We start from the raw sequence: 17,922 nt of genomic DNA, 5'->3' as shown, positions 1-17,922 counted from the left end.
CTGCCGAGGACCACGCTCTGTGCGTCCCCCCGTGCCGGACGCTCATTTTGTCGTGCCCCCTCGATAGATTGGGCGATCGTGACGACACCATCGCAGGCGGTCGGGCATGCCCGGTACGGCTACCGGCTGCGGGTGTCGTCGACCGCCGAGAAGGCGTTGCTGGCGGAGTGGGATCGGTGCCGGTGGGTGTGGAATCAGTGCGTGGCCACCTCCAAGCAGGTCCACGCGCGCAACCGGGCCGATCCTGGTGACAGTCGGACGTGCGGGCCGGCGCAGCTCGACCGGATGCTGACCGGCTGGCGTGCCGGACATGAGTGGCTGGCGGCGGGGGCGTCGGTGCCGCAGCAGCAGACCATCCGCGACTTCGCCAAGTCCCGCGCGAAAGCGCTGAAGGACATCAAGGAGCGGTTGCCCGTGAAGCGGCGGGCGGGGATGCCGCGTTTCAAGAAGAAGGGCCTGGCCGATCCGAGCCTGAACTACACCCTGCGCGGCTTCCGGGTCAAGGACGGGCGCCTGCATCTGGCGGGCGGGATCGTGCTGACGGTGGTGTGGTCGCGCGCGCTGCCCGCCGAGCCGTCCAGCGTGCGGGTGTATCGCGACCGGCTGGGCCACTGGTACGCGAGCTTTGTCGTCCCTGCCCAGGCCGAGCCGCTGCCTGCCGCCGGTCGGATGATCGGCATCGACTGGGGTGTACGGGAGACGGCGACCACCACCAGCGACGCCCATGACCTTCCCCATGCCGAGTACGGCAGGAAGGCCCAGGCCAGGCTGTCGCGGTATGACAAGATGATGGCTCGCCGCAAACCCGCAACGGGCCAGCCCTCCTCGAATGGCTACCGGACGGCGAAGAGGCTGCGCGCCAAGCAGTACAAGAAGATCGCCCGCCAGCGCCAGGACACCGGTCGCAAGTGGGCCAAGAAGGTCGCGCGCGACCACGATGCGCTCGCGGTGGAGGACTTCAAGCCGAAGTTCCTGGCCAGGTCGAGGATGGCGCGCAAGGCGGCGGATGCGGCCATCGGCGCCACCAAGCGGGCGCTGGTCGAGATGGCGCGCAAGCACGGCCGCACTTTGCGGCTCGTCAACCCCGCGCACACCACCATGGACTGCGCCCGGTGCGGAGTGAGAACCAAGCACGCACTGCCGCTGTCCGAACGTACCTACACCTGCACCGCGTGCGGAGCCGTCTCCCCCAGAGACAAGAACTCCGCACACGTGATGCTGGTCCGGGCTGGTCTGACCCCGGCTGGTGCTGATCGCGTAAGACCTGGCAGTCCGCCGGACCGCCAGGCAGTGTGAGCCAGAAATCCCCCGCCTTTCTTGGCCTTTTAGACGGGGGAGCACTCAAGAACGGTTAACGGATCCCTGGGGACTTGCTGAACGTCGTAAAGTTTTCGTCGTTGGGGTTCAGCGCACGTGGGGATGACGTATGCCGCAAATCTCGCCGCTGGTGGCCGGCGATCCCGTCGAACTGGGGTCTTTCCGGCTGTCCGGACGGATCGGAGAAGGCGGTCAGGGCATCGTATACCTGGGCGTCAACGCCAAGGGGGAGCGTGGCGCGATCAAGCTGCTGCACGTGAAGTTCACCGGCGACACGATCGCGAGGTCGCGGTTCGCCAGGGAGCTCAAGGCGGCGCAGCGGGTGGCGTCGTTCTGCACGGCGCGGGTGATCGAGGCCGATCTCGACGGCGACACCCCCTACATCGCGAGCGAGTACATCGACGGGCCCGCGCTCAGGGACATCGTGGAGACCGAGGGGCCACTCTCCGGCACCGTGCTCGACCGCCTGGCCATCGGCACCGCCACCGCGCTCACCGCGATCCACCACGCCTCCATCGTCCACCGCGACTTCAAGCCCGACAACGTGCTCATCGCGGCCGACGGCCCACGCGTGGTCGACTTCGGCATCGCCCGCATCATCGACTCCACCGGCACGATCACCAGCCGGGCCATCGGCACGCCCGCCTACATGGCGCCCGAGCAGATCGCCGGTGACGACGTCGGCCCCTACACCGACGTGTTCTCCTGGGGCGCCACCATCGCGTTCGCCGCCACCGGGAAGCCGGCCTTCGAGGGCAAGTCCATCGCGGTGGTGCTCAACCGGATCCTCAACCACGAGGTCGACGTCGGCATGATGCCGGAGCCGCTGCGCGGCGTGGTGCGCTCGGCGCTGGCCAAGTCGCCGGCCGCGCGCCCGTCCGCCGACCAGATCCTGCTGCGGCTGCTCGGCCAGCCGGCCGGGGCGGGGGCGTCCACGGCGGTGCTCACCCGAGGCGTGCAGGTGGCCAGTGACGACACCACGCCGTTCCACCGGGTCTCGGCCGGGTCGATCACCGACCTGCCCGCCAGGAACGAGTCCGTGACGGGGCCGCCCGAGCCGCCGCGCCCGATGACGCACCCCACCCAGCCGCCGGCGTCCGGCTCATCGCCCCAGCCCGCCCGGTCGAACCAGCCCGGCCAGGCCGTGCCACCCACACAGCCCCCGGTCACCCAGTCGCCGGTCACCCAACCCCCGGTCACCCAACCCCCGGTCACCCAACCCCCGGCCACCCAATCGTCGGGCGCGCAGCCGCCGGGCACACAGCCGCCGCAGTCCGCCCAGCCGACGCGGGCGGCCTCCGGCGGAGCGCCCGTGCCGCGCGGGCGCTCGCGCCGCGGCAAGGTGTGGCTGGCGCTGGGCACCGCGATCGTCCTGCTCGCCCTCGCGGCCGCCGCGCTCGTGGTGAACCGCTGGCCGCTCGCGTTCGGCGAGGAACCCACGCCGACCGAGGAGCCCACGAGGACCTTCGCCACGGTCGTGGACAAGGTGGCGCAGACCGGCAAGGTCGTGATCGGCGTCAAGGGCGACCTGCCCGGCGTGGGGCTGCAGGACGGCGACGACTTCCAGGGCGTCGACATCGAGATCGCCCGGCGCATCGCCACGGAGCTGGGAGCGAGGGAGACCGAGCTCGTCAGGGTCAGCAGGGACGACCGGGCGTCGTCGCTGGCCGACGGCAGCGTCGACCTGATCGTGGCCACCTACTCCGTCGACAAGTCCGACACGCAGTTCGCGGGGCCGTACTACCTGGCGCACCAGGACGTGCTCGTCCGCGCGGGCAGCGGCATCGAGACGGTCGACGACCTGGCGGGCAAGGCGCTCTGCGCCCCCAACAGCCCGTCGGTCGGCGAGGTCCAGGACCGGGTGAAGGTCCGCGCCGTTCCCGCCTCCGACTACGCGATCTGCATGGACCTGCTCAAGAGCGGCAAGGTGGACGCGGTGCCCGGCGACGACCTGATCCTCGCGGGGTTCGCGGCCCGCGAGAACATGCGCTTCAAGATCCTCGGCGCCAAGTTCAACAACGAGCGCTACGCCGTCGGCATCAGGCAGGGCGACGTGAAGACGTGCAAGGCGGTCAAGGCCGTCATCGCCGACCTCTACCGCACGGGCTACATGAAGCAGCTCCTCACCAGGGCCTTCGGCAAGGTCGACTTCGAGCTGGAGCTGAAGGTGCCCGCGATGGAAACCTGCTGATGGCGAACGGGTAGCATCCCAAAGTCAGCGAATATCCCACGAGTGAGGGGAAGGCCATGGGGCCCGTCAAGGTGACCGTCACCGGAGCAGCCGGCCAGATCGGCTACGCACTGCTGTTCCGCATCGCGTCGGGGCAGCTGCTCGGTGCCGACGTCCCGGTCAAGCTCAGCCTGCTGGAGATCCCGGCGGCGGTGAAGGCGGCCGAGGGCACCGCGATGGAGCTCGACGACTGCGCGTTCCCGCTCCTGTCGGGCATCGAGATCACCGACGACCCCAACGTCGCGTTCGCGGGCGCCAACGTCGCGCTGCTGGTCGGCGCCATGCCGCGGAAGGCGGGCATGGAGCGGGGCGACCTGCTCGGCGCCAACGGCGGCATCTTCGGCCCCCAGGGCAAGGCGATCAACGACCACGCCGCCGACGACATCAGGGTCCTGGTCGTGGGCAACCCGGCCAACACCAACGCGCTCATCGCCCAGCAGAACGCCCCTGACGTGCCGGCCGACCGCTTCACCGCGATGACCAGGCTCGACCACAACCGCGCCCTGTCCCAGCTGGCCGCCAAGCTCGACGTGCCGGTCACCGAGATCAAGAAGATGACGATCTGGGGCAACCACTCCGCCACCCAGTACCCTGACCTGTTCCACGCCGAGGTGGGCGGCAAGGTCGCGGCCGAGCAGGTCGACCCCGAGTGGCTGCGCGAGACGTTCATCCCGACGGTGGCCAAGCGCGGCGCCGCCATCATCGAGGCCCGCGGCGCCTCCTCGGCCGCCTCGGCCGCCAACGCCGCGATCGACCACGTCCACGACTGGGTCAACGGCACCGACTGGACCTCCGCGGCCGTCGTCTCCGACGGCTCCTACGGGGTGCCCGAGGGCATCATCTCGTCGTTCCCCGTGCGCGCGTCCGGCGGCACGTTCGAGATCATCCAGGGTCTCGAGATCGACGCGTTCTCCCGCGACCGGATCGACGCCAGCGTGCGCGAGCTGGAGGAGGAGCGCGACGCGGTCAAGGCCCTCGGCCTCATCTGAGTTCCGTCACCGGCCCCCCGCTCGCCTGCGGGGGGCTCGAGGTCGGACAGGACACCTGCTGTACGGCCGGGGCGGCCTCCGGGGTGGCGAAGACCACGCCGGCGGCGGCCAGCAGGCTGCCCACCACGATGAGGACACCGAAGAGCAGCTTGGTGACCCTTGGTGAAAAGTTCCTCACATTTGGGTATCACAGCACACTTTGCGGTCTCGTATCACGGGTTTACAGAAAGCGCGTCCCACGCGTCAGAAACGATATCTTTCAGCGACGGACGCTCGGCCTTCCAGCCCAGCTCGCGCTGGATCCGCGCCGACGAGGCCACCAGCACGGCGGGATCGCCGGGGCGGCGCTCGCCGATGACGGCCGGAATCTCGTGGCCGGTGACCTCGCGGCAGACCGAGATCACCTCCTGCACGCTGAAGCCGGTGCCGCTGCCCAGGTTGTAGATCTTGTGCTCGCCCGGCTCGATCGCCTCCAGCGCCAGCAGGTGCGCCTGCGCCAGGTCGGCCACGTGGACGTAGTCGCGCACGCAGGTGCCGTCGGGCGTCGGGTAGTCGGTGCCGAAGACGCTCACGGACGCGCGTTCGCCGGTCGCCACCTTCAGCACGTTCGGGATGAGGTGGGTCTCGACCGTGTGCCGCTCGCGGAAGCGGCCGTAGGCGCCGGCCACGTTGAAGTAGCGCAGGCTCACCGCTCCTAGGCCGCGGATCCCCGCGAAGGCGCTCAGCGCGGTGTCGACGGCCAGTTTCGAGGCGCCGTAGGGGTTGGTCGGGCGCGTCGGGTCGTCCTCCCGGATGGGGGAGCGCTCGGGCTCGCCGTACGTGGCCGCGGTCGAGGAGAACACGATGCGGCCCACGCCCCTGTCCCGCATGGCGTCGAGCAGGGCGAGCGTGCCGCCGAGGTTGTTGGCCCAGTAGCGGCCCGGCTTCTCCACCGACTCGCCCACCAGCGACTTGGCCGCGAAGTGCAGCACCGCGTCCACGCCGTCGAGGGCATCGTGTGCCTCGGTGATGCTTTTTTGGACAAATCGGGCACCTTCCGGCACCGCATCCTGATGTCCCGTTGACAGGTCGTCGAGTACGGTCACCTCGTGTCCTGCCTCGACGAGCTGTGCCGCGACGACACTCCCGACATAACCGGCACCCCCGGTGACCAGTAGCCTCATGTGTACTCCTGTGCAAATATGTTTGATTTTGTACGGCTCGCCGTACAGCATACGCGCGAAAGCCCACGAGTACGCTGCCAACCACCATGTTTGACACCGTCGCGGCCAACATCGCCCTGGTTCTGCTTTTCATCCTGATCGGGGGGTTCTTCGCCGCCGCCGAGATCGCGATGGTCTCCCTCCGGGACAGCCAGGTCCGCAAGCTGTCGCAGAAGGGTCGCAGGGGCGAGCGGGTGGCCAAGCTGGCCCGCGACCCCAACCGCTTCCTGTCCGCCGTCCAGATCGGCGTGACCGTGGCGACCATGCTGTCCGCCGCGTTCGGCGCCGACCGGCTCGCCGTGCAGCTGTCGCCCGTGCTGGAGCGGTGGGGCGTGCCGGGGGCCGTCGCCCCCGTGCTCGCGCTCGTGCTGGTGACGCTGGCGATCTCGTACGTGTCGCTGGTGCTGGGCGAGCTGGCCCCCAAGCGGCTCGCGCTGCAGCGGGCCGAGGGGCTGTCGTTGTACGTGGCGCCGTTCCTCGACCGGATCGCGTCCCTGTCGCGGCCGATCATCTGGATGCTGTCGAAGTCCACCGACCTCGTGGTCCGGCTGCTCGGCGGCAATCCGGCGGCCGGCCGCGAGGCGGTCACCACCGAGGAGCTGCGCGACATGGTGGTCGGGCACACCGACCTCACCGCCGACGAGCGCAAGCTCATCGCCGAGGTGTTCACCGCCGGCAAGCGGCAGCTCAGGGAGGTGATGCTACCGCGGACGGAGGTGGAGTTCATGGACGCGGAGACGCCGCTGGCCGAGGCCGCCCGCATCGCCGCCGGGCTGCCGCACTCGCGCTTCCCCGTCTACCGTGACACCTACGACGAGATCATCGGCTTCGTCCACGTACGCGACCTGCTGGACCCCGAGCTGATCGGGCGGGTCGAGCCGATCAGCGCGGTGGTGCCGATCCGTCCCGCGAAGTTCGTGCCGTGGTCGAAGCGGCTGCTCAGCACCATGAACGAGATGCGCGCCGAGGGGCAGCACCTGGCGATCGTGGTCGACGAGTACGGCGGCACGGCCGGCATCGTCACCATGGAGGACCTGGTCGAGGAGCTGATCGGGGACATCAGGGACGAGTACGACGTCGAGGAGGACGTCGTGGTCCTGCCCGCCGGTGAGATCGAGATCGACGGCCTGACGAACCTCAACGACTTCGCCACGGAGACCGGCATCCGGCTGCCCGACGGCCCGTACGAGACGCTGGCCGGGTTCGTCATGGCGATGCTGGGGCATGTCCCAGATAGCGGGGAAAAGGTGGAAATAGCGGGATTTGAGATGACTGTCACCGAGCTGGACGGGCGCCGTATCGCCAGGGTGAGAGTGAAGCGGGGACCTCTCGCCGAGTCGCCTCCGGACCAGGATTCCTGACACAATTGCGTGCCATGGCCAGACCTCGTGTACTCTCCGGCATCCAGCCCACCGCGGACTCCTTCCACCTGGGCAACTACCTGGGTGCGGTTCGGCAGTGGGTCACTATGCAGGAGACCCACGACGCCTTCTACTGCGTGGTCGATCTCCACGCGATCACCGTCCCCACCGAGCCCGCCGCGCTGCGCCGCCGCAGCCGCGTGGCCGCCGCGCAGCTCTTCGCCGCCGGCCTCGACCCCGAGCGGTCCACCGTCTTCGTGCAGTCGCACGTGCGCGAGCACACCGAGCTCGCCTGGATCCTGACCTGCCTCACTGGCATGGGCGAGGCGGGCCGGATGACCCAGTTCAAGGACAAGGCGGCCAAATACGGCGAGAGCGCCGCCAGCGTCGGGCTGTTCACCTACCCGATCCTCATGGCCGCCGACGTCCTGCTCTACCAGGCCAACGCCGTGCCGGTGGGCGCCGACCAGAAGCAGCACCTGGAGCTCACGCGCGACCTGTGCCAGCGCTTCAACCACCGCTTCGGCGACACGTTCACGATGCCCGAGCCGTACATCCTCAAGGAGGTCGAGAAGATCACCGACCTCCAGGACCCGACGGCGAAGATGTCGAAGTCCTCCTCCAGCCCGGCCGGCATCCTCGACGTCCTGGAGCAGCCGGGCCCGCTGCGCAAGAAGATCATGCGCGCGGTCACGGACACCGGCTCGGAGGTGCTGTTCGACGAGGAGGGCAAGCCCGGCGTCTCCAACCTCCTCCGCATCCAGTCGGCCCTGACCGGCACGCCCATCCCCGACCTGGTCGCCCGCTACGAGGGGCAGGGCTACGGCACGTTCAAGAAGGACGTGGCGGAGGCCGTGGTCGACGCCTTCACGCCCATCCGCGAGCGCACGGAGAAGCTGCTGTCGGACGAGGCGGAGCTCGACCGCCTGCTGGCCATCGGCGCCGAGCGCGCGTCGGCGGTGGCCCGCCGGACCATGGCCGAGGTCCGCGACAGGGTCGGCTTCCTGCCCACCCTGTAGGCGATGACCGAGACCGGCCCCGGGCCCGGGGCCGGTGATCGGAGTGACCCCCGGCCGGGGTCATCCGGCCGGAGGAGCGAGGGCTCGTGCGCGCGCCCGGCGCGCGCACGAGCGGCGGCTCACCCCAGCGGGCCGGGGAACGACCAGCCGGGTGTGCCGGGCAGGGGCTCGACGGGCGCTCCGAACGTCCGCGTCTCCGCCGGCGGGACGGCCGGGCAGCGGGTGCCGGGCGCCGGGAGGGTCAGGGAGATCAGGTAGGCGTCGATGGCCTCGGTGACGCACGTGCCGCGTCCGTACGTGATGTGGCCCCATCCCTCGTACGTGAGCAACCGCCCCGAGCGGCCGAGCTGGCGCGACGTGCCGAGCGCCCACGGGTGGACGGTCGCCGGGTCGTGCAGCGAGTTGGCGACCAGCACCGGCGTGTCCGTGCGGACCTTCAGCCGGTGCTGCGGGTTCGGGATCGGGCCGGGCTGCCCGAGGCACGAGACGATCGGGCTGATGGACAGCGAGCTGTAGCGCATGTCGGGCGCGATCCTGGCCAGGCGGCGCAGGTGCCCGGCGTACTCGCGGTAGTTCCGCACGGGAAGCCGGTAGTCCAGGCAGAAGATCTGGAACGGGTTGGGCGCGACCTCCTGCGCGGTGTCCGCCGCCGGCGAAGCCGGCGCCTCACCGGCGGACAGGTCGGCGAGCAGCTGGGAGAAGGGCTGCCAGTTGGCCGGGTCGTAGAAGTGGCCGACGGCGGCGGAGATGAGCGTGAACGCGGTCAGCCGAGCGCCGGGCTGCCCCGGGATCGACAGCTCACCGCGGTCGGCGCGGGCCAGCAGGTCCCGCCAGAACGCCCTGACGTCGTGGCCGTGCTGGAGGCAGCCGCTGTCGCGCTCGCACCAGGCCACGAACTCGTTGAAGGCGTCCTGCGCGCCCCACGCCTCGGTGTCCATGAAGGCGCGCGTGCCGAGGCTGTGGTCCATCGTGCTGTCGAGGACGAAGGCCCGCACCCGATGGGGGTAGCGCTCGGCGTACAGCTGGCCCAGGAGGGTGCCGTACGAGCCGCCCCAGAAGCTCAGCCGCTCCTCGCCGAGCGCGGCGCGGAAGGCGTCGAGGTCGGCGGCGGTGCTGAGCGAGTCGACGTGGTCGAACAGCGGCCCGGTGCGGGCCCGGCAGTCGTCCCGCAGGCGCTCGTTGTAGGCCAGCGCCGCGTCGAAGTCGGCCTGGCTCGTGAAGATCGGGTTCGGCGCCTGGCCGAGCAGGGCGGTGGAGCAGACCACGGGGTGGCTGCGGTTGGTGCCGCGCGCGTCGAGGCCGATGACGTCGAAGCGGCGCAGCAGCTCGGGGCTGAGCATCCGCGGGCTCGTGATGGCCAGGTCCACCCCCGAGCCGCCGGGGCCGCCCGCGCCGAGCACGAGCGCGCCGATCCTGGCGGCCGGATCCGTGGCCTTGCGGCGGGCGACGCCCACGGTGAAGGTGCCGCTCGACGGCCGGCTCCAGTCGATCGGCACGGCGAGCGTCCCGCACTCCACGGCCGGGTCCTCGGGACAGGGTGTCCAGGCGATGGCGTCCCGCGTGGCGGCGGTGGCGGCAGTGGCGGGGAGGAGAGCGAGGGGGACGATGAGCCCCATGAGTAATGCGGCGAATCTTCGCATATCCCCGATCTTCAGCGCGATTCGGGCGGCTGTGAATCGGGCTGAGGTAGGGACCCTCGGCTCCTACGCGAGGATGATGCGAATCAGACTTGACGCGTCGCCCGGTGGATCCGGAGCAGGGCACGCAGGGCCGCGAGGCTGGGCCGGGTGAGGCGGAGGTCCCCGTGCGTGGCGGTCCAGCCCGTGCGGTCCCGCCGGAACGACCACCCAGGGAACTCCCGCGCGGCCTCCTGTTGCAGTCGTTCCATGACGAGATCGGCGGTCGGCGCTGTGGTCATGAACGCAGCGTGTCACCGGCAACCCGCTCCGTGACGAACTCGGGCGACAGATCTTCCCGTTCGCCGGGACCGAACTCCTAGTTCGAGATGTGGTGCCGCTCGGCCAGGTGGCGCACCTCCGGCGCCCACGACGGCCGCGCCCGCCGGGCGAGGGACCGGACCATCTCCCGCAGCAGCAGCTTGTGGTCGAGCTCCTCCGGGGACTCGCGCTCGATGCGCAGCAGGTGGAGCAGGCCGGCGGCGTCGTCGCCGACGTCCTCGCAGGCGCGGGCGACCTGGCTGAGATGGGTGGTGCGGCGCTCGATGGACGGCGTGCGGCGCAGGTCGATGTCGTCGGCGATCCGCAGCACCGTCTCGGGCCGCCCCATGTCGCTCTCGATGCTGGCCATGTGGATGGCGACGTTCGTCGGCCCGAAGAAGGCCAGGTCGTAGGCGTCGGAGCCGTCGTCGACGCGCTGCGCGAGCTGCGCCGCCGGCCCGCGTACCCGTTCCCTGGCCTCGTCGTCGTCGCCGCTGCGGGCCGCGCCGATCGCGGCGAGCAGGTGGAGCGCGCCGAGTGCCTTGAGATGGCGCACGTCGCCGTCGGCGACGTGCGGCTCCAGGATCTCGAGGCCGTGCCGCGCGACGTCGTAGGCGATCTGGTGCATGTCGTCGGCCAGCATCGACTGGCCGAGGTTCCAGTGCGTCCACGCGCGCATCAGCGGGTCGGCCGTCTCCTCGGCGAAGCGCATGGCGCGGTCGGCCGCCAGGTGCGCGAGATCCACCCGTCCCAGGTGCTTGAGCACGCCCCTGGCCAGCATGTACGCGTCCGTCGCGACGCTGAGGGCGCGGGGCGTGTCGCCGAGTGCGACGTTCTCGGCGTCGGAGATGAGGGCGGGCAGGGCGGACATCAGGATCGAGTAGCGGCGCGTCGAGCCGAACCAGGACGCCCGGGCCGCCGCCACCCGCTCCGCGAGCTGCTCGGCGTCGGGCGGCTCCAGATCGGGCGCCAGCGAGCGGGGGGTGAACAGGGCGCGCTCGATGTCGCTGATCTGCGGCCTGCTCGGCTCGTGCGAGTCGCGCGGGGCCTCGCCGAGGAGCACGGCCGTGCGCACGCCCAGCACCTTGGCGATCTCCCGGAGGAGGGGGAGCGAGGGAGTGCGCTTGCCGTGCTCGATCAGCTCGATGTGCCTGGGGGTGCAGCCGGATTGGGTCGCCAGCGCGGTGGTGCTCATGCCCCGCCGCTCGCGCTGGAGCCTGATCATCTGACCGGTGCTGATTTCGGCCATGGGGGTGACAGCCTCCTGGGTGAGCCCTGATCCCCCTCAGGTTAGGACTCCCGAAGATCGCCTGCCATGGATTCAGCCCTGCTCAGAGGAGTTGCCGCGGCCCGCATGGTGCTCCAGGAGGCGGGCCGGGAAACCTGATAGTTTCTCGCGTTCCGGCTGACTCAAAGGGGCCAGAATCTCGTCCTGAAGGCTCGCTATCAGTGCTCGCAGCCTCTGTTCGCGCTGCCGGCCCTCCGTGGTGAGCGTGATGACGTCGCGGCGGCGGTCGGAGGGGTCGGGGGCGCTCGACGGGGGCTAGCGGTAGCGGCGGCGGCCGATGTGGGTGAGAACTTCGCGCAGCGCGTCGGCCGCCGCCCGCACGGCCTCGTCGGGCACCCCGGCCGCCACGTCGCCGTAGGCCCGCCCGGCGGCCTCCAGTGCCGCGTCCGTCACGCGCCGCCCCTCGTCGGTGAGCTGGACCCAGCGGCTGCGCGCGTCGCCCGCGTTGGCCTCGCGCTCCACGTATCCGGCCGCCGCGAGGCGTTGCAGCACGTTGCTGATCCCCCCGGAGGTGAGGAACAGCGCCTTCGACAGCTCGCTCGGCTTCATCCCGTACGGCTCCGCCGCCCGGCTCAGTGCGGCCAGCACGTCGAACTCGGCGTACGTCAGCCCCAGCTCGGCCAGCTCCGCCTTGACGGCGTGCTCGAAGAGCAGGTGGAGCCGCGACATCCGCTTGCCGAGCTCCAGGGTGGCGATGAGCGACGGCGACATGCCTGCTTGCTCCCACCGGGGGACCATCGCGTCGATCTCATCGGGTTTCACGACATCGAGGATACTCAGCGAGAGATTGCTTTCTGAAAAGCTTCTTATTAAGCTTTTCGCCATGACATCTCCCCTCTTGATCAGGAACGGCGTCGTCATCGACACCGAGCCGGAGCCCGCCGTGCTGGGCCGGATGGACGTGCGGATCGAGGACGGCGCCATCGCGGAGGTCGGCCCGGGGTTGCCCGCCGTGCCGGGCGCCGAGGTGATCGACGCGACGGAGCGGATCGTGCTGCCCGGGTTCGTCGACACCCACCGCCACACGTGGCAGGCCGCAATCAGGGCCGTCGCGCCCGACATCGTCTTCGACGACTATCTGCGCCGCGTCCTCGGCGAGATCGCCCCGCGCTACCGCGCCGAGGACGTGCACGCGGGCAACCTCGCGGGCGCGCTGGAGTGCCTGGACGCGGGCGTCACCACGGTGCTCGACTGGTCGCACGTCCAGTTCAGCCCCGGCCACACCGAGGCCGCCGTGCGGGCGCTGCACGAGTCGGGCATCAGGGCCGTGTTCGGCTACTGCTACGGCGGCGAGCCCAACGGGCTGACCGCCGAGACCCGGCGGGTGCACGCGCTGCTCTCCGGCGCGCCGGGGCTGGTCACGATGGCGCTCGCCGCCCTCGGGCCGGAGATCGCGGGGCAGGAGCGCGCGCTGGAGGAGTGGCGCGTGGCCGCGGAGCTGGGCCTGCCGGTCACCGCGCACCTGGGCGGGCACAGCCGTGACAGCGCCGAGCGCGAACTCGCGTTCCTGGAGGCGAACGGGCTGCTCGCCACCCCCACGACCTTCGTGCACGCCCTCCACTACACCGACGACGAGTTCAAGCGCATCGCCGCCGCGGGCGGCAGCGCCTCGTACGCTCCCGTGGACGAGATGGCGCTGGGCATCGGCTACCCGGCCGCGGGGCGCGCCAGGGCGGCGGGCGTCCCGGCCAGCCTGGGCGCCGACACGGTGGTGTGCGCGCCGGGCGACATGTTCAGCCTGATGCGGGCCGTCCACCTGCTCGAACGGGGCCGCCCCGGCGGCGCGGGTCTCGGCTTCACCACCCGCGACGCGCTGCGCATGGCCACCATCGAGGGCGCCGAGGTGCTCGGCCTGGCCGACGCCGTCGGGTCGCTGCGGCCGGGCAAGCAGGCCGACCTGGTGCTGCTGCGGACCGACACGCCGGGCATGGCGGCGGTCCAGGACCCGATCGGCGCCGTGGTGCTCCACGCCGACACCGCCGCCGTGGACACGGTGCTGGTGGCGGGGCGGGTGGTCAAGCGGGACGGGCGCCTGCTGCACCACGACGTGGCGGCGGTCCTCGCGGCCCTGAAGGAGTCGGCCGCCACGGTGCTCGCAGCCTGACCGGGCCGGACACCGCCGACCTCCCAGGCTGACCGGGCCGGCCGTCACGGTCGTCCCGGCCCTGACCGCCGCCCGTGGGGACGCCTGATCGTCGGGCTCGCGCCAGGGTAGGGGGTTCCCGGGGAGGCGCGTGATGGCGAGCTTGAAGGAGCGGATCGCGGCGGTCAAGGCCTGGGTCCGCGGCAAGGTGAACTACTGGCGGGTCAGAAGGCTGTCGTTCGACCACCTGCTCAGGGCGATCCGGCGCTACCAGCAGCAGTCCGGCGACCGGCTGGCGGGCGCGGTCACCTACTTCGCGTTCCTGTCGTTCTTCCCGCTGCTCGCCCTGTCGTACGCGGTGCTCGGCTTCGTGGTCGCGACCAGCGGCACCACCAGGCAGGCGCTGGAGCAGGCCATCGCCGAGCGGCTCCCCGGCATCGCGGGCCAGCTCAATCTCGAAGCCATCGCCAGGGCCAGGGAGACCGCAGGGCTCATCGGTCTGCTGGGCCTGCTCTACGCCGGGCTCGGCGCGCTCGACGCGCTGCGCCAGGCGCTGCGCGAGATGTCGATGGCGGTCACCCCGGCGCCCAGCTTCTTCGCCGGCAAGCTCAGGGACCTGGTGTCGATCATCATGATCGGGGTCACGATGATCGTGTCCGTGCTGGTCGCGGGGTTCGCCACCACGGCCACGGACAAGGTCATGCACTTCGTCTTCGGCGGCGGGTCGGCGGTGGCCACCTGGGTGTGGCGGGCCGCGGGCGTGGCGGCCGCCGTCGGGGCCGACTGGCTGCTGTTCCTGATCCTGCTCGGCTGGGTGGCCAGGCCGACCCAGCCGTTCCGGGTGATCGCCAAGGGGGCGCTGATCGGGGCGATCGGGTTCGGGCTGCTGAAGCAGCTGGCGACGCTGCTGCTCGGCCACACGCTGGGCAACCCGATCTACGGGACGTTCGCGGTCATCGTCGGTCTGCTCATCTGGATCAACTTCTCGGCCAGGCTCGTGCTGTACGTCGCCGCCTGGACGGCCACCGCCGGCTACTGCCCGCCGCCGGTGCCGTCCCCCATCCCGGCCTCCGGCGCGCAGCCGGACGACGGGCCGCTGCCGGGCCGGGCCTGCGACCCGAGCCACCCGCCCGAGCCGGATGCGCGGCGCCGCCCGGCCCGCCCGCCCGAGCCGAGCCCGCGGCCCCGCCCCAGCCATCCGCCGGAGCCGGGTCCGCGGCGCCGCCCGGGCGACCCGGCGTCGGCGCCGGACGCCTGACCGGCCGCCGGGGACGGGGCCCGGGTCAGGAGCGTGATCTGGCGCGGCGACGGCGGCGGATGCCGAAGCCGAGCCAGACCAGCCCGAACAGCACCCCGCCCCCGATCACCAGCGAACCGACCAGCTTGGTGGAGTCGTCCTGCCGGGAGGCGGCCGTGTCGAGCAGCGGCGGCTGGGCGGCCGGCGTGACGTGCGCGGCCGGCGCCGAGGCGCGCGGCGCGGCCTGGACGTCCGGGGCCGGGTTCACGAGCTTGCCGACGGGCGTGGCCTTGCCCCTGACCGCGAAGCCCCAGTCGAGCAGCTTGGCCACCTCGTCCCAGAAGTAGCCGTCGTGCCGCATGATGCTCACCACGATCGTGTGCCCGTCGCGGGTCGCCGCGCCGACGAAGCTGCCCAGGGCCTTGGAGGTCCAGCCGTTCTTGACGCCGATCATGCCCTTGTAGCGCCCGAGCAGCTTGTTGTGGTTGCTGATCTCGTAGTGGCCCTTCGGGGCGGGGAAGTTGGCCCGCTTCGTACTGATGTATTCGCGGAAAGCGGGATTGGCGAGGCCGGCCCGGGCGATCAGCGCCAGGTCGTACGCCGAGCTGCTCTGCCCCGGCTTGTCCAGCCCGCTGGGCGTCTTCGCCACGGTGTCGTACGCCTGCAGCCGCTTGGCCTCGGCGTTCATGTCGCGCATGGTCTTGGCGAGGCCGCCGTTCGTTTCGGCGAGCGCCATGGCCGCGTCGTTGCCCGACGCCATCAGCAGCGCCCTGAACAGGTCATCGACCTTGTACGTCGCCTTGACCGACAGCCCGACCGCGCTGCCCTCCTGGTTGCACGCGTTCCGGCTGGGGCGGATCTCGCGGTCCTTGTCCAGCTTGGGAATGAGCGTGACCGCCGTCAGCGTCTTCAGCGTGCTGGCGGGCAGGTACCGTCCGTGGGCGTCCTTGGCCGCGAGCACGTCGCCCGTTTCCACGTCCGCGATGACGTACGACTTAGCCTGGGTCTTGGGCGGGTGCTCGACGCCCGGGGGCGCCACCAGGCCGCGGCTGCCCAGCGCCTCGCCGCCGACCGGCGTCGTGGGTGCGGCGTACGCGGTCCCGCCGGTGAGCGTGACCGAGGCGATGAGTGCCGTGACCGGCACGATTTTCGTCCACATGGCGGTCTCAGCGTAGCTTCGTGTTAATGCCCATGTGGCGACACATCCCCCGATGATCCACCTTCGATACAAGTGAGGCACTGATGTCACGAAAGATCGCCGGATTCCTCATCATCTTGGGCGCTTTCATGATCTTCGAATGGGTGAACCTCGGGTTTAACTTGGCCGACGGGCATCCGACGAGTTTCTACGTGGTGCACGGCATCCTGATCGCGGTGAACATCGTGCTCGCCGTCGTGCTGGGAGTGATCGGCTGGCGCGGCCTCCAGGGCGCCGCCCGCCGGGCGCCCGCCGAGGACCGCACGGGAAGCGCCCGGTGAGCCTCGTCAGGAGCCGCACAGGAGGCGCCGGGTGAGGGCGTGCAGCTCGTCGGCCTCCTCCCGCGAGTCGCCGATCGAGGTGAAGCCCAGCTTCCCGTACTCGGGGATGGCCCCGAGCAGGTGGAAGACATTCCCGGTCCGCCGCTCGGCGTCGAAGCCGATCCCGAGCCGTTCGGCCGTGCGGACGACCTCTCCGGGGGTACGCCCGCGCAGGCAGGACGAAGAGCAATTGTCCGTTGCGGTGTAGTACTTCGGCTGATTTCCGGACATGAGGAGGCCGGTGGCCGGGTCGTACGACGCCCCGGTCGTCAGCACGGCGGCCCCGAACGGATGCGTGGTGCCGCCGATCCGCAGGTTGATCTCGCACAGCAGCGCCGCGTACCCGGCGTCGGCCTTCAGCGCGAAGAAGTCCATGCCGAAGATCCCCACCACGCCGCGCTCGGCCAGCACCCGCGCGATCCGCTCGGCCGACGCCCCCACCTCGGCGCGGTACTCGGGCGCCGCGGGGAACGTGCAGCCCTGGTAGACGTGGCCGTTCGGACCGCCGAGCACCTGGTCGTGCGTGGCCACCACCTGGGCGTGGCCGCCGGGCGTGATCCGGGCCAGCGCGCTCGGGTAGTACAGCGGCCGGTGCTCGATGAACTCCTCGACCACCCCGCCCCGGTCCCTGATCTTGGCGGTGAAGGTGTCCCAGGTCTCGCCGGCCGCCGAGAAGCTGGTCAGCGACCTGTCGGCCTTGGTGACGATCACGTTGCCGAGCCCTGAGTAGCCGTCGTTCAGCTTGACGATCACCCGCTCGCCGGGCAGGGCCTCGATCGCCTCCTCGATCTCCAGCACGGTCCGCACGTCGCCGAAGCCCCGCGCCATCGGCACGCCCGCCTCGTGACCGACCTCGCGCGCCCCGCTCTTGGAGCCGTAATAGGCCAGGGAGGTGGCGGGACCGTAGAGGGGCACGTTGAGTAACGACGCCAGCTCCTCCTCCAGCTCGCTCAGCACGAACGGCACCAGCCAGGCGTCGCCCTCGACGGCCGCGCGCAGCTGTTCGAGCGCGTCGGGGCGGGCGAGCAGAGTCCTGGTCAACGGCTGGGACCAGGGGTCGTCGAGGCTGATCAGGCTGAGCCGCTTGGCGGCGTCGTCCGGATCGGGGAGGAACGAAAGGTAGTAGTCGACGATGTCGGGATCGACGGGCGCGGAGGAGAGATAGACCACCTTGACCCGGGGTTCGCGGAGCGCGAGCAGCAGGAAGAGCAGACGCTCCTCGTACGACCTGGCTGCCGTGATCCGGCGAAGCTCGTCCTGCGGCAGGGAGAGCGAGGGCACGACCACCAGGGTCCCCTCGCTCGGCTCGAAGATGCTCAATCCAGCATGCTTCTCCCCGAACGGGATATTAGTGATCATATTGCGAGTGAAACACGCATTCTTCTCAAACGCAGCCACCGCCGAAGTGTGATGAACATGACAGAAGGTGACAGGATTCGGAATCGCTGACCACGTTTGAACTGACAGCGATGGGTCACGATCTACTGATCCGTTGTAACTATTTCCGGATCAGTCGAGTGCTCACCCAGCGTGGTCACCTGCGGTTAGGGGCCATGCAGGGGGAGAATTTTGGCACATCCGTCACCGCGAACACGTGCGGGGGCGATAAAGTCTAACTATCGCCATCGGGCTCACGGCCGACCGCTGTGCTCCCCCCGGCTGCAGCGGCGCTCGCGACAGACGCGTTAAGCCCATGCTGACGATCTCGCGCACCCCGACCAGAGGGTGTGTTTTTTGATTC

The 17,922-nt window shown here is 70.6% G+C and carries 16 protein-coding genes; 8 read left to right on the top strand and 8 right to left on the bottom strand.

What is annotated here, in order from left to right:
- The first annotated feature begins 78 nt into the window (after positions 1-78).
- The 3 genes from FH608_RS04550 (at position 79) to FH608_RS04540 (ending at position 4,536) form a co-directional block, all read left to right on the top strand.
- Complete coding sequence (locus tag FH608_RS04550) at positions 79-1,296, top strand: RNA-guided endonuclease InsQ/TnpB family protein (RefSeq protein WP_264372875.1); 1,218 nt, start codon at positions 79-81, stop codon at positions 1,294-1,296.
- A 130-nt stretch (positions 1,297-1,426) separates the two neighbouring features.
- On the top strand, positions 1,427-3,508 hold the full coding sequence (locus FH608_RS04545; RefSeq protein ID WP_139628546.1) for a serine/threonine-protein kinase: 2,082 nt from the start codon (positions 1,427-1,429) through the stop codon (positions 3,506-3,508).
- 56 nt (positions 3,509-3,564) lie between these two features.
- Complete coding sequence (locus FH608_RS04540; RefSeq protein ID WP_139628544.1) at positions 3,565-4,536, top strand: malate dehydrogenase; 972 nt, start codon at positions 3,565-3,567, stop codon at positions 4,534-4,536.
- On the opposite strand, the gene FH608_RS04535 is transcribed toward FH608_RS04540, so the two are convergent.
- A complete protein-coding gene (locus FH608_RS04535; protein ID WP_139628542.1) occupies positions 4,529-4,714 on the bottom strand; it encodes a hypothetical protein in 186 nt (61 codons plus the stop codon). The two genes, FH608_RS04540 and FH608_RS04535, sit on opposite strands and share 8 nt — an antisense overlap.
- 34 nt (positions 4,715-4,748) lie before the next feature.
- Positions 4,749-5,699, bottom strand: a complete 951-nt coding sequence (gene galE / locus FH608_RS04530; protein WP_139628540.1) for a UDP-glucose 4-epimerase GalE — start codon at positions 5,697-5,699, stop codon at positions 4,749-4,751.
- An 86-nt stretch (positions 5,700-5,785) separates the two neighbouring features.
- Here galE and FH608_RS04525 point away from each other — a divergent pair, with 86 nt between their 5' ends.
- Both FH608_RS04525 and trpS read left to right on the top strand, forming a co-directional pair.
- On the top strand, positions 5,786-7,099 hold the full coding sequence (locus FH608_RS04525; RefSeq protein WP_139628538.1) for a hemolysin family protein: 1,314 nt from the start codon (positions 5,786-5,788) through the stop codon (positions 7,097-7,099).
- 14 nt (positions 7,100-7,113) lie between these two features.
- Positions 7,114-8,118: a tryptophan--tRNA ligase gene (trpS, locus tag FH608_RS04520; protein ID WP_139628536.1), complete on the top strand. Its 1,005-nt coding sequence runs from the start codon at positions 7,114-7,116 to the stop codon at positions 8,116-8,118.
- Positions 8,119-8,237: 119 nt separating this feature from the next.
- Here trpS and FH608_RS04515 read toward each other — a convergent pair whose 3' ends face one another.
- The 4 genes from FH608_RS04515 to FH608_RS04500 form a co-directional block, all read right to left on the bottom strand.
- Positions 8,238-9,758: an alpha/beta hydrolase gene (locus FH608_RS04515; protein ID WP_226898954.1), complete on the bottom strand. Its 1,521-nt coding sequence runs from the start codon at positions 9,756-9,758 to the stop codon at positions 8,238-8,240.
- 83 nt (positions 9,759-9,841) lie between these two features.
- A complete protein-coding gene (locus FH608_RS04510; protein ID WP_139628534.1) occupies positions 9,842-10,036 on the bottom strand; it encodes a hypothetical protein in 195 nt (64 codons plus the stop codon).
- A 77-nt stretch (positions 10,037-10,113) separates the two neighbouring features.
- Positions 10,114-11,304, bottom strand: coding sequence for a helix-turn-helix domain-containing protein (locus FH608_RS04505; RefSeq protein WP_139628532.1), 1,191 nt, complete (start codon positions 11,302-11,304; stop codon positions 10,114-10,116).
- A gap of 294 nt (positions 11,305-11,598) precedes the next feature.
- Positions 11,599-12,105: a MarR family winged helix-turn-helix transcriptional regulator gene (locus tag FH608_RS04500; RefSeq protein WP_193318219.1), complete on the bottom strand. Its 507-nt coding sequence runs from the start codon at positions 12,103-12,105 to the stop codon at positions 11,599-11,601.
- 61 nt (positions 12,106-12,166) lie between these two features.
- Between FH608_RS04500 and FH608_RS04495 the strand changes: the two genes are divergently transcribed.
- Entirely contained in the window at positions 12,167-13,447 is a 1,281-nt protein-coding gene (locus tag FH608_RS04495) for an amidohydrolase family protein (protein WP_139628528.1), read from the top strand.
- A 133-nt stretch (positions 13,448-13,580) separates the two neighbouring features.
- A complete protein-coding gene (locus tag FH608_RS04490; RefSeq protein WP_139628526.1) occupies positions 13,581-14,684 on the top strand; it encodes a YihY/virulence factor BrkB family protein in 1,104 nt (367 codons plus the stop codon).
- Between the two features lie 25 nt (positions 14,685-14,709).
- Here the strand turns inward: FH608_RS04490 and FH608_RS04485 are convergent, their stop codons facing one another.
- On the bottom strand, positions 14,710-15,822 hold the full coding sequence (locus FH608_RS04485; RefSeq protein WP_139628525.1) for a D-alanyl-D-alanine carboxypeptidase family protein: 1,113 nt from the start codon (positions 15,820-15,822) through the stop codon (positions 14,710-14,712).
- Positions 15,823-15,905: 83 nt separating this feature from the next.
- On the opposite strand from FH608_RS04485, the gene FH608_RS04480 reads away from it, so the two are divergent.
- Positions 15,906-16,142 carry an SCO4848 family membrane protein gene (locus tag FH608_RS04480; protein ID WP_139628523.1) on the top strand — a complete coding sequence of 79 codons (237 nt, stop codon included), beginning with the start codon at positions 15,906-15,908 and terminating at the stop codon, positions 16,140-16,142.
- Positions 16,143-16,148: 6 nt separating this feature from the next.
- Here the strand turns inward: FH608_RS04480 and FH608_RS04475 are convergent, their stop codons facing one another.
- A complete protein-coding gene (locus FH608_RS04475; RefSeq protein ID WP_139628521.1) occupies positions 16,149-17,501 on the bottom strand; it encodes a peptide ligase PGM1-related protein in 1,353 nt (450 codons plus the stop codon).
- Positions 17,502-17,922: the final 421 nt, after the last annotated feature.

It is taken from the genome of Nonomuraea phyllanthi, assembly GCF_006334985.2.
Classification (GTDB): Bacteria; Actinomycetota; Actinomycetes; order Streptosporangiales; family Streptosporangiaceae; genus Nonomuraea; species Nonomuraea phyllanthi.
The sequence above is the reverse complement of the archived record's forward strand: the minus strand, read 5'-3'. Positions and strand labels throughout refer to the sequence as shown.

Bases quoted from the DNA above. Each gene is read 5' to 3' on its own strand.
- FH608_RS04505 (WP_139628532.1), bottom strand. From the start codon at position 11,304: ATGGCCGAAATCAGCACCGGTCAGATGATCAGGCTCCAGCGCGAGCGG.
- FH608_RS04490 (WP_139628526.1), top strand. From the start codon at position 13,581: ATGGCGAGCTTGAAGGAGCGGATCGCGGCGGTCAAGGCCTGGGTCCGC.
- galE (WP_139628540.1), bottom strand. From the start codon at position 5,699: ATGAGGCTACTGGTCACCGGGGGTGCCGGTTATGTCGGGAGTGTCGTC.
- trpS (WP_139628536.1), top strand. From the start codon at position 7,114: ATGGCCAGACCTCGTGTACTCTCCGGCATCCAGCCCACCGCGGACTCC.
- FH608_RS04545 (WP_139628546.1), top strand. From the start codon at position 1,427: ATGCCGCAAATCTCGCCGCTGGTGGCCGGCGATCCCGTCGAACTGGGG.
- FH608_RS04525 (WP_139628538.1), top strand. From the start codon at position 5,786: ATGTTTGACACCGTCGCGGCCAACATCGCCCTGGTTCTGCTTTTCATC.
- FH608_RS04480 (WP_139628523.1), top strand. From the start codon at position 15,906: ATGTCACGAAAGATCGCCGGATTCCTCATCATCTTGGGCGCTTTCATG.
- FH608_RS04495 (WP_139628528.1), top strand. From the start codon at position 12,167: ATGACATCTCCCCTCTTGATCAGGAACGGCGTCGTCATCGACACCGAG.
- FH608_RS04485 (WP_139628525.1), bottom strand. From the start codon at position 15,822: ATGTGGACGAAAATCGTGCCGGTCACGGCACTCATCGCCTCGGTCACG.
- FH608_RS04540 (WP_139628544.1), top strand. From the start codon at position 3,565: ATGGGGCCCGTCAAGGTGACCGTCACCGGAGCAGCCGGCCAGATCGGC.
- FH608_RS04515 (WP_226898954.1), bottom strand. From the start codon at position 9,758: ATGCGAAGATTCGCCGCATTACTCATGGGGCTCATCGTCCCCCTCGCT.
- FH608_RS04510 (WP_139628534.1), bottom strand. From the start codon at position 10,036: ATGACCACAGCGCCGACCGCCGATCTCGTCATGGAACGACTGCAACAG.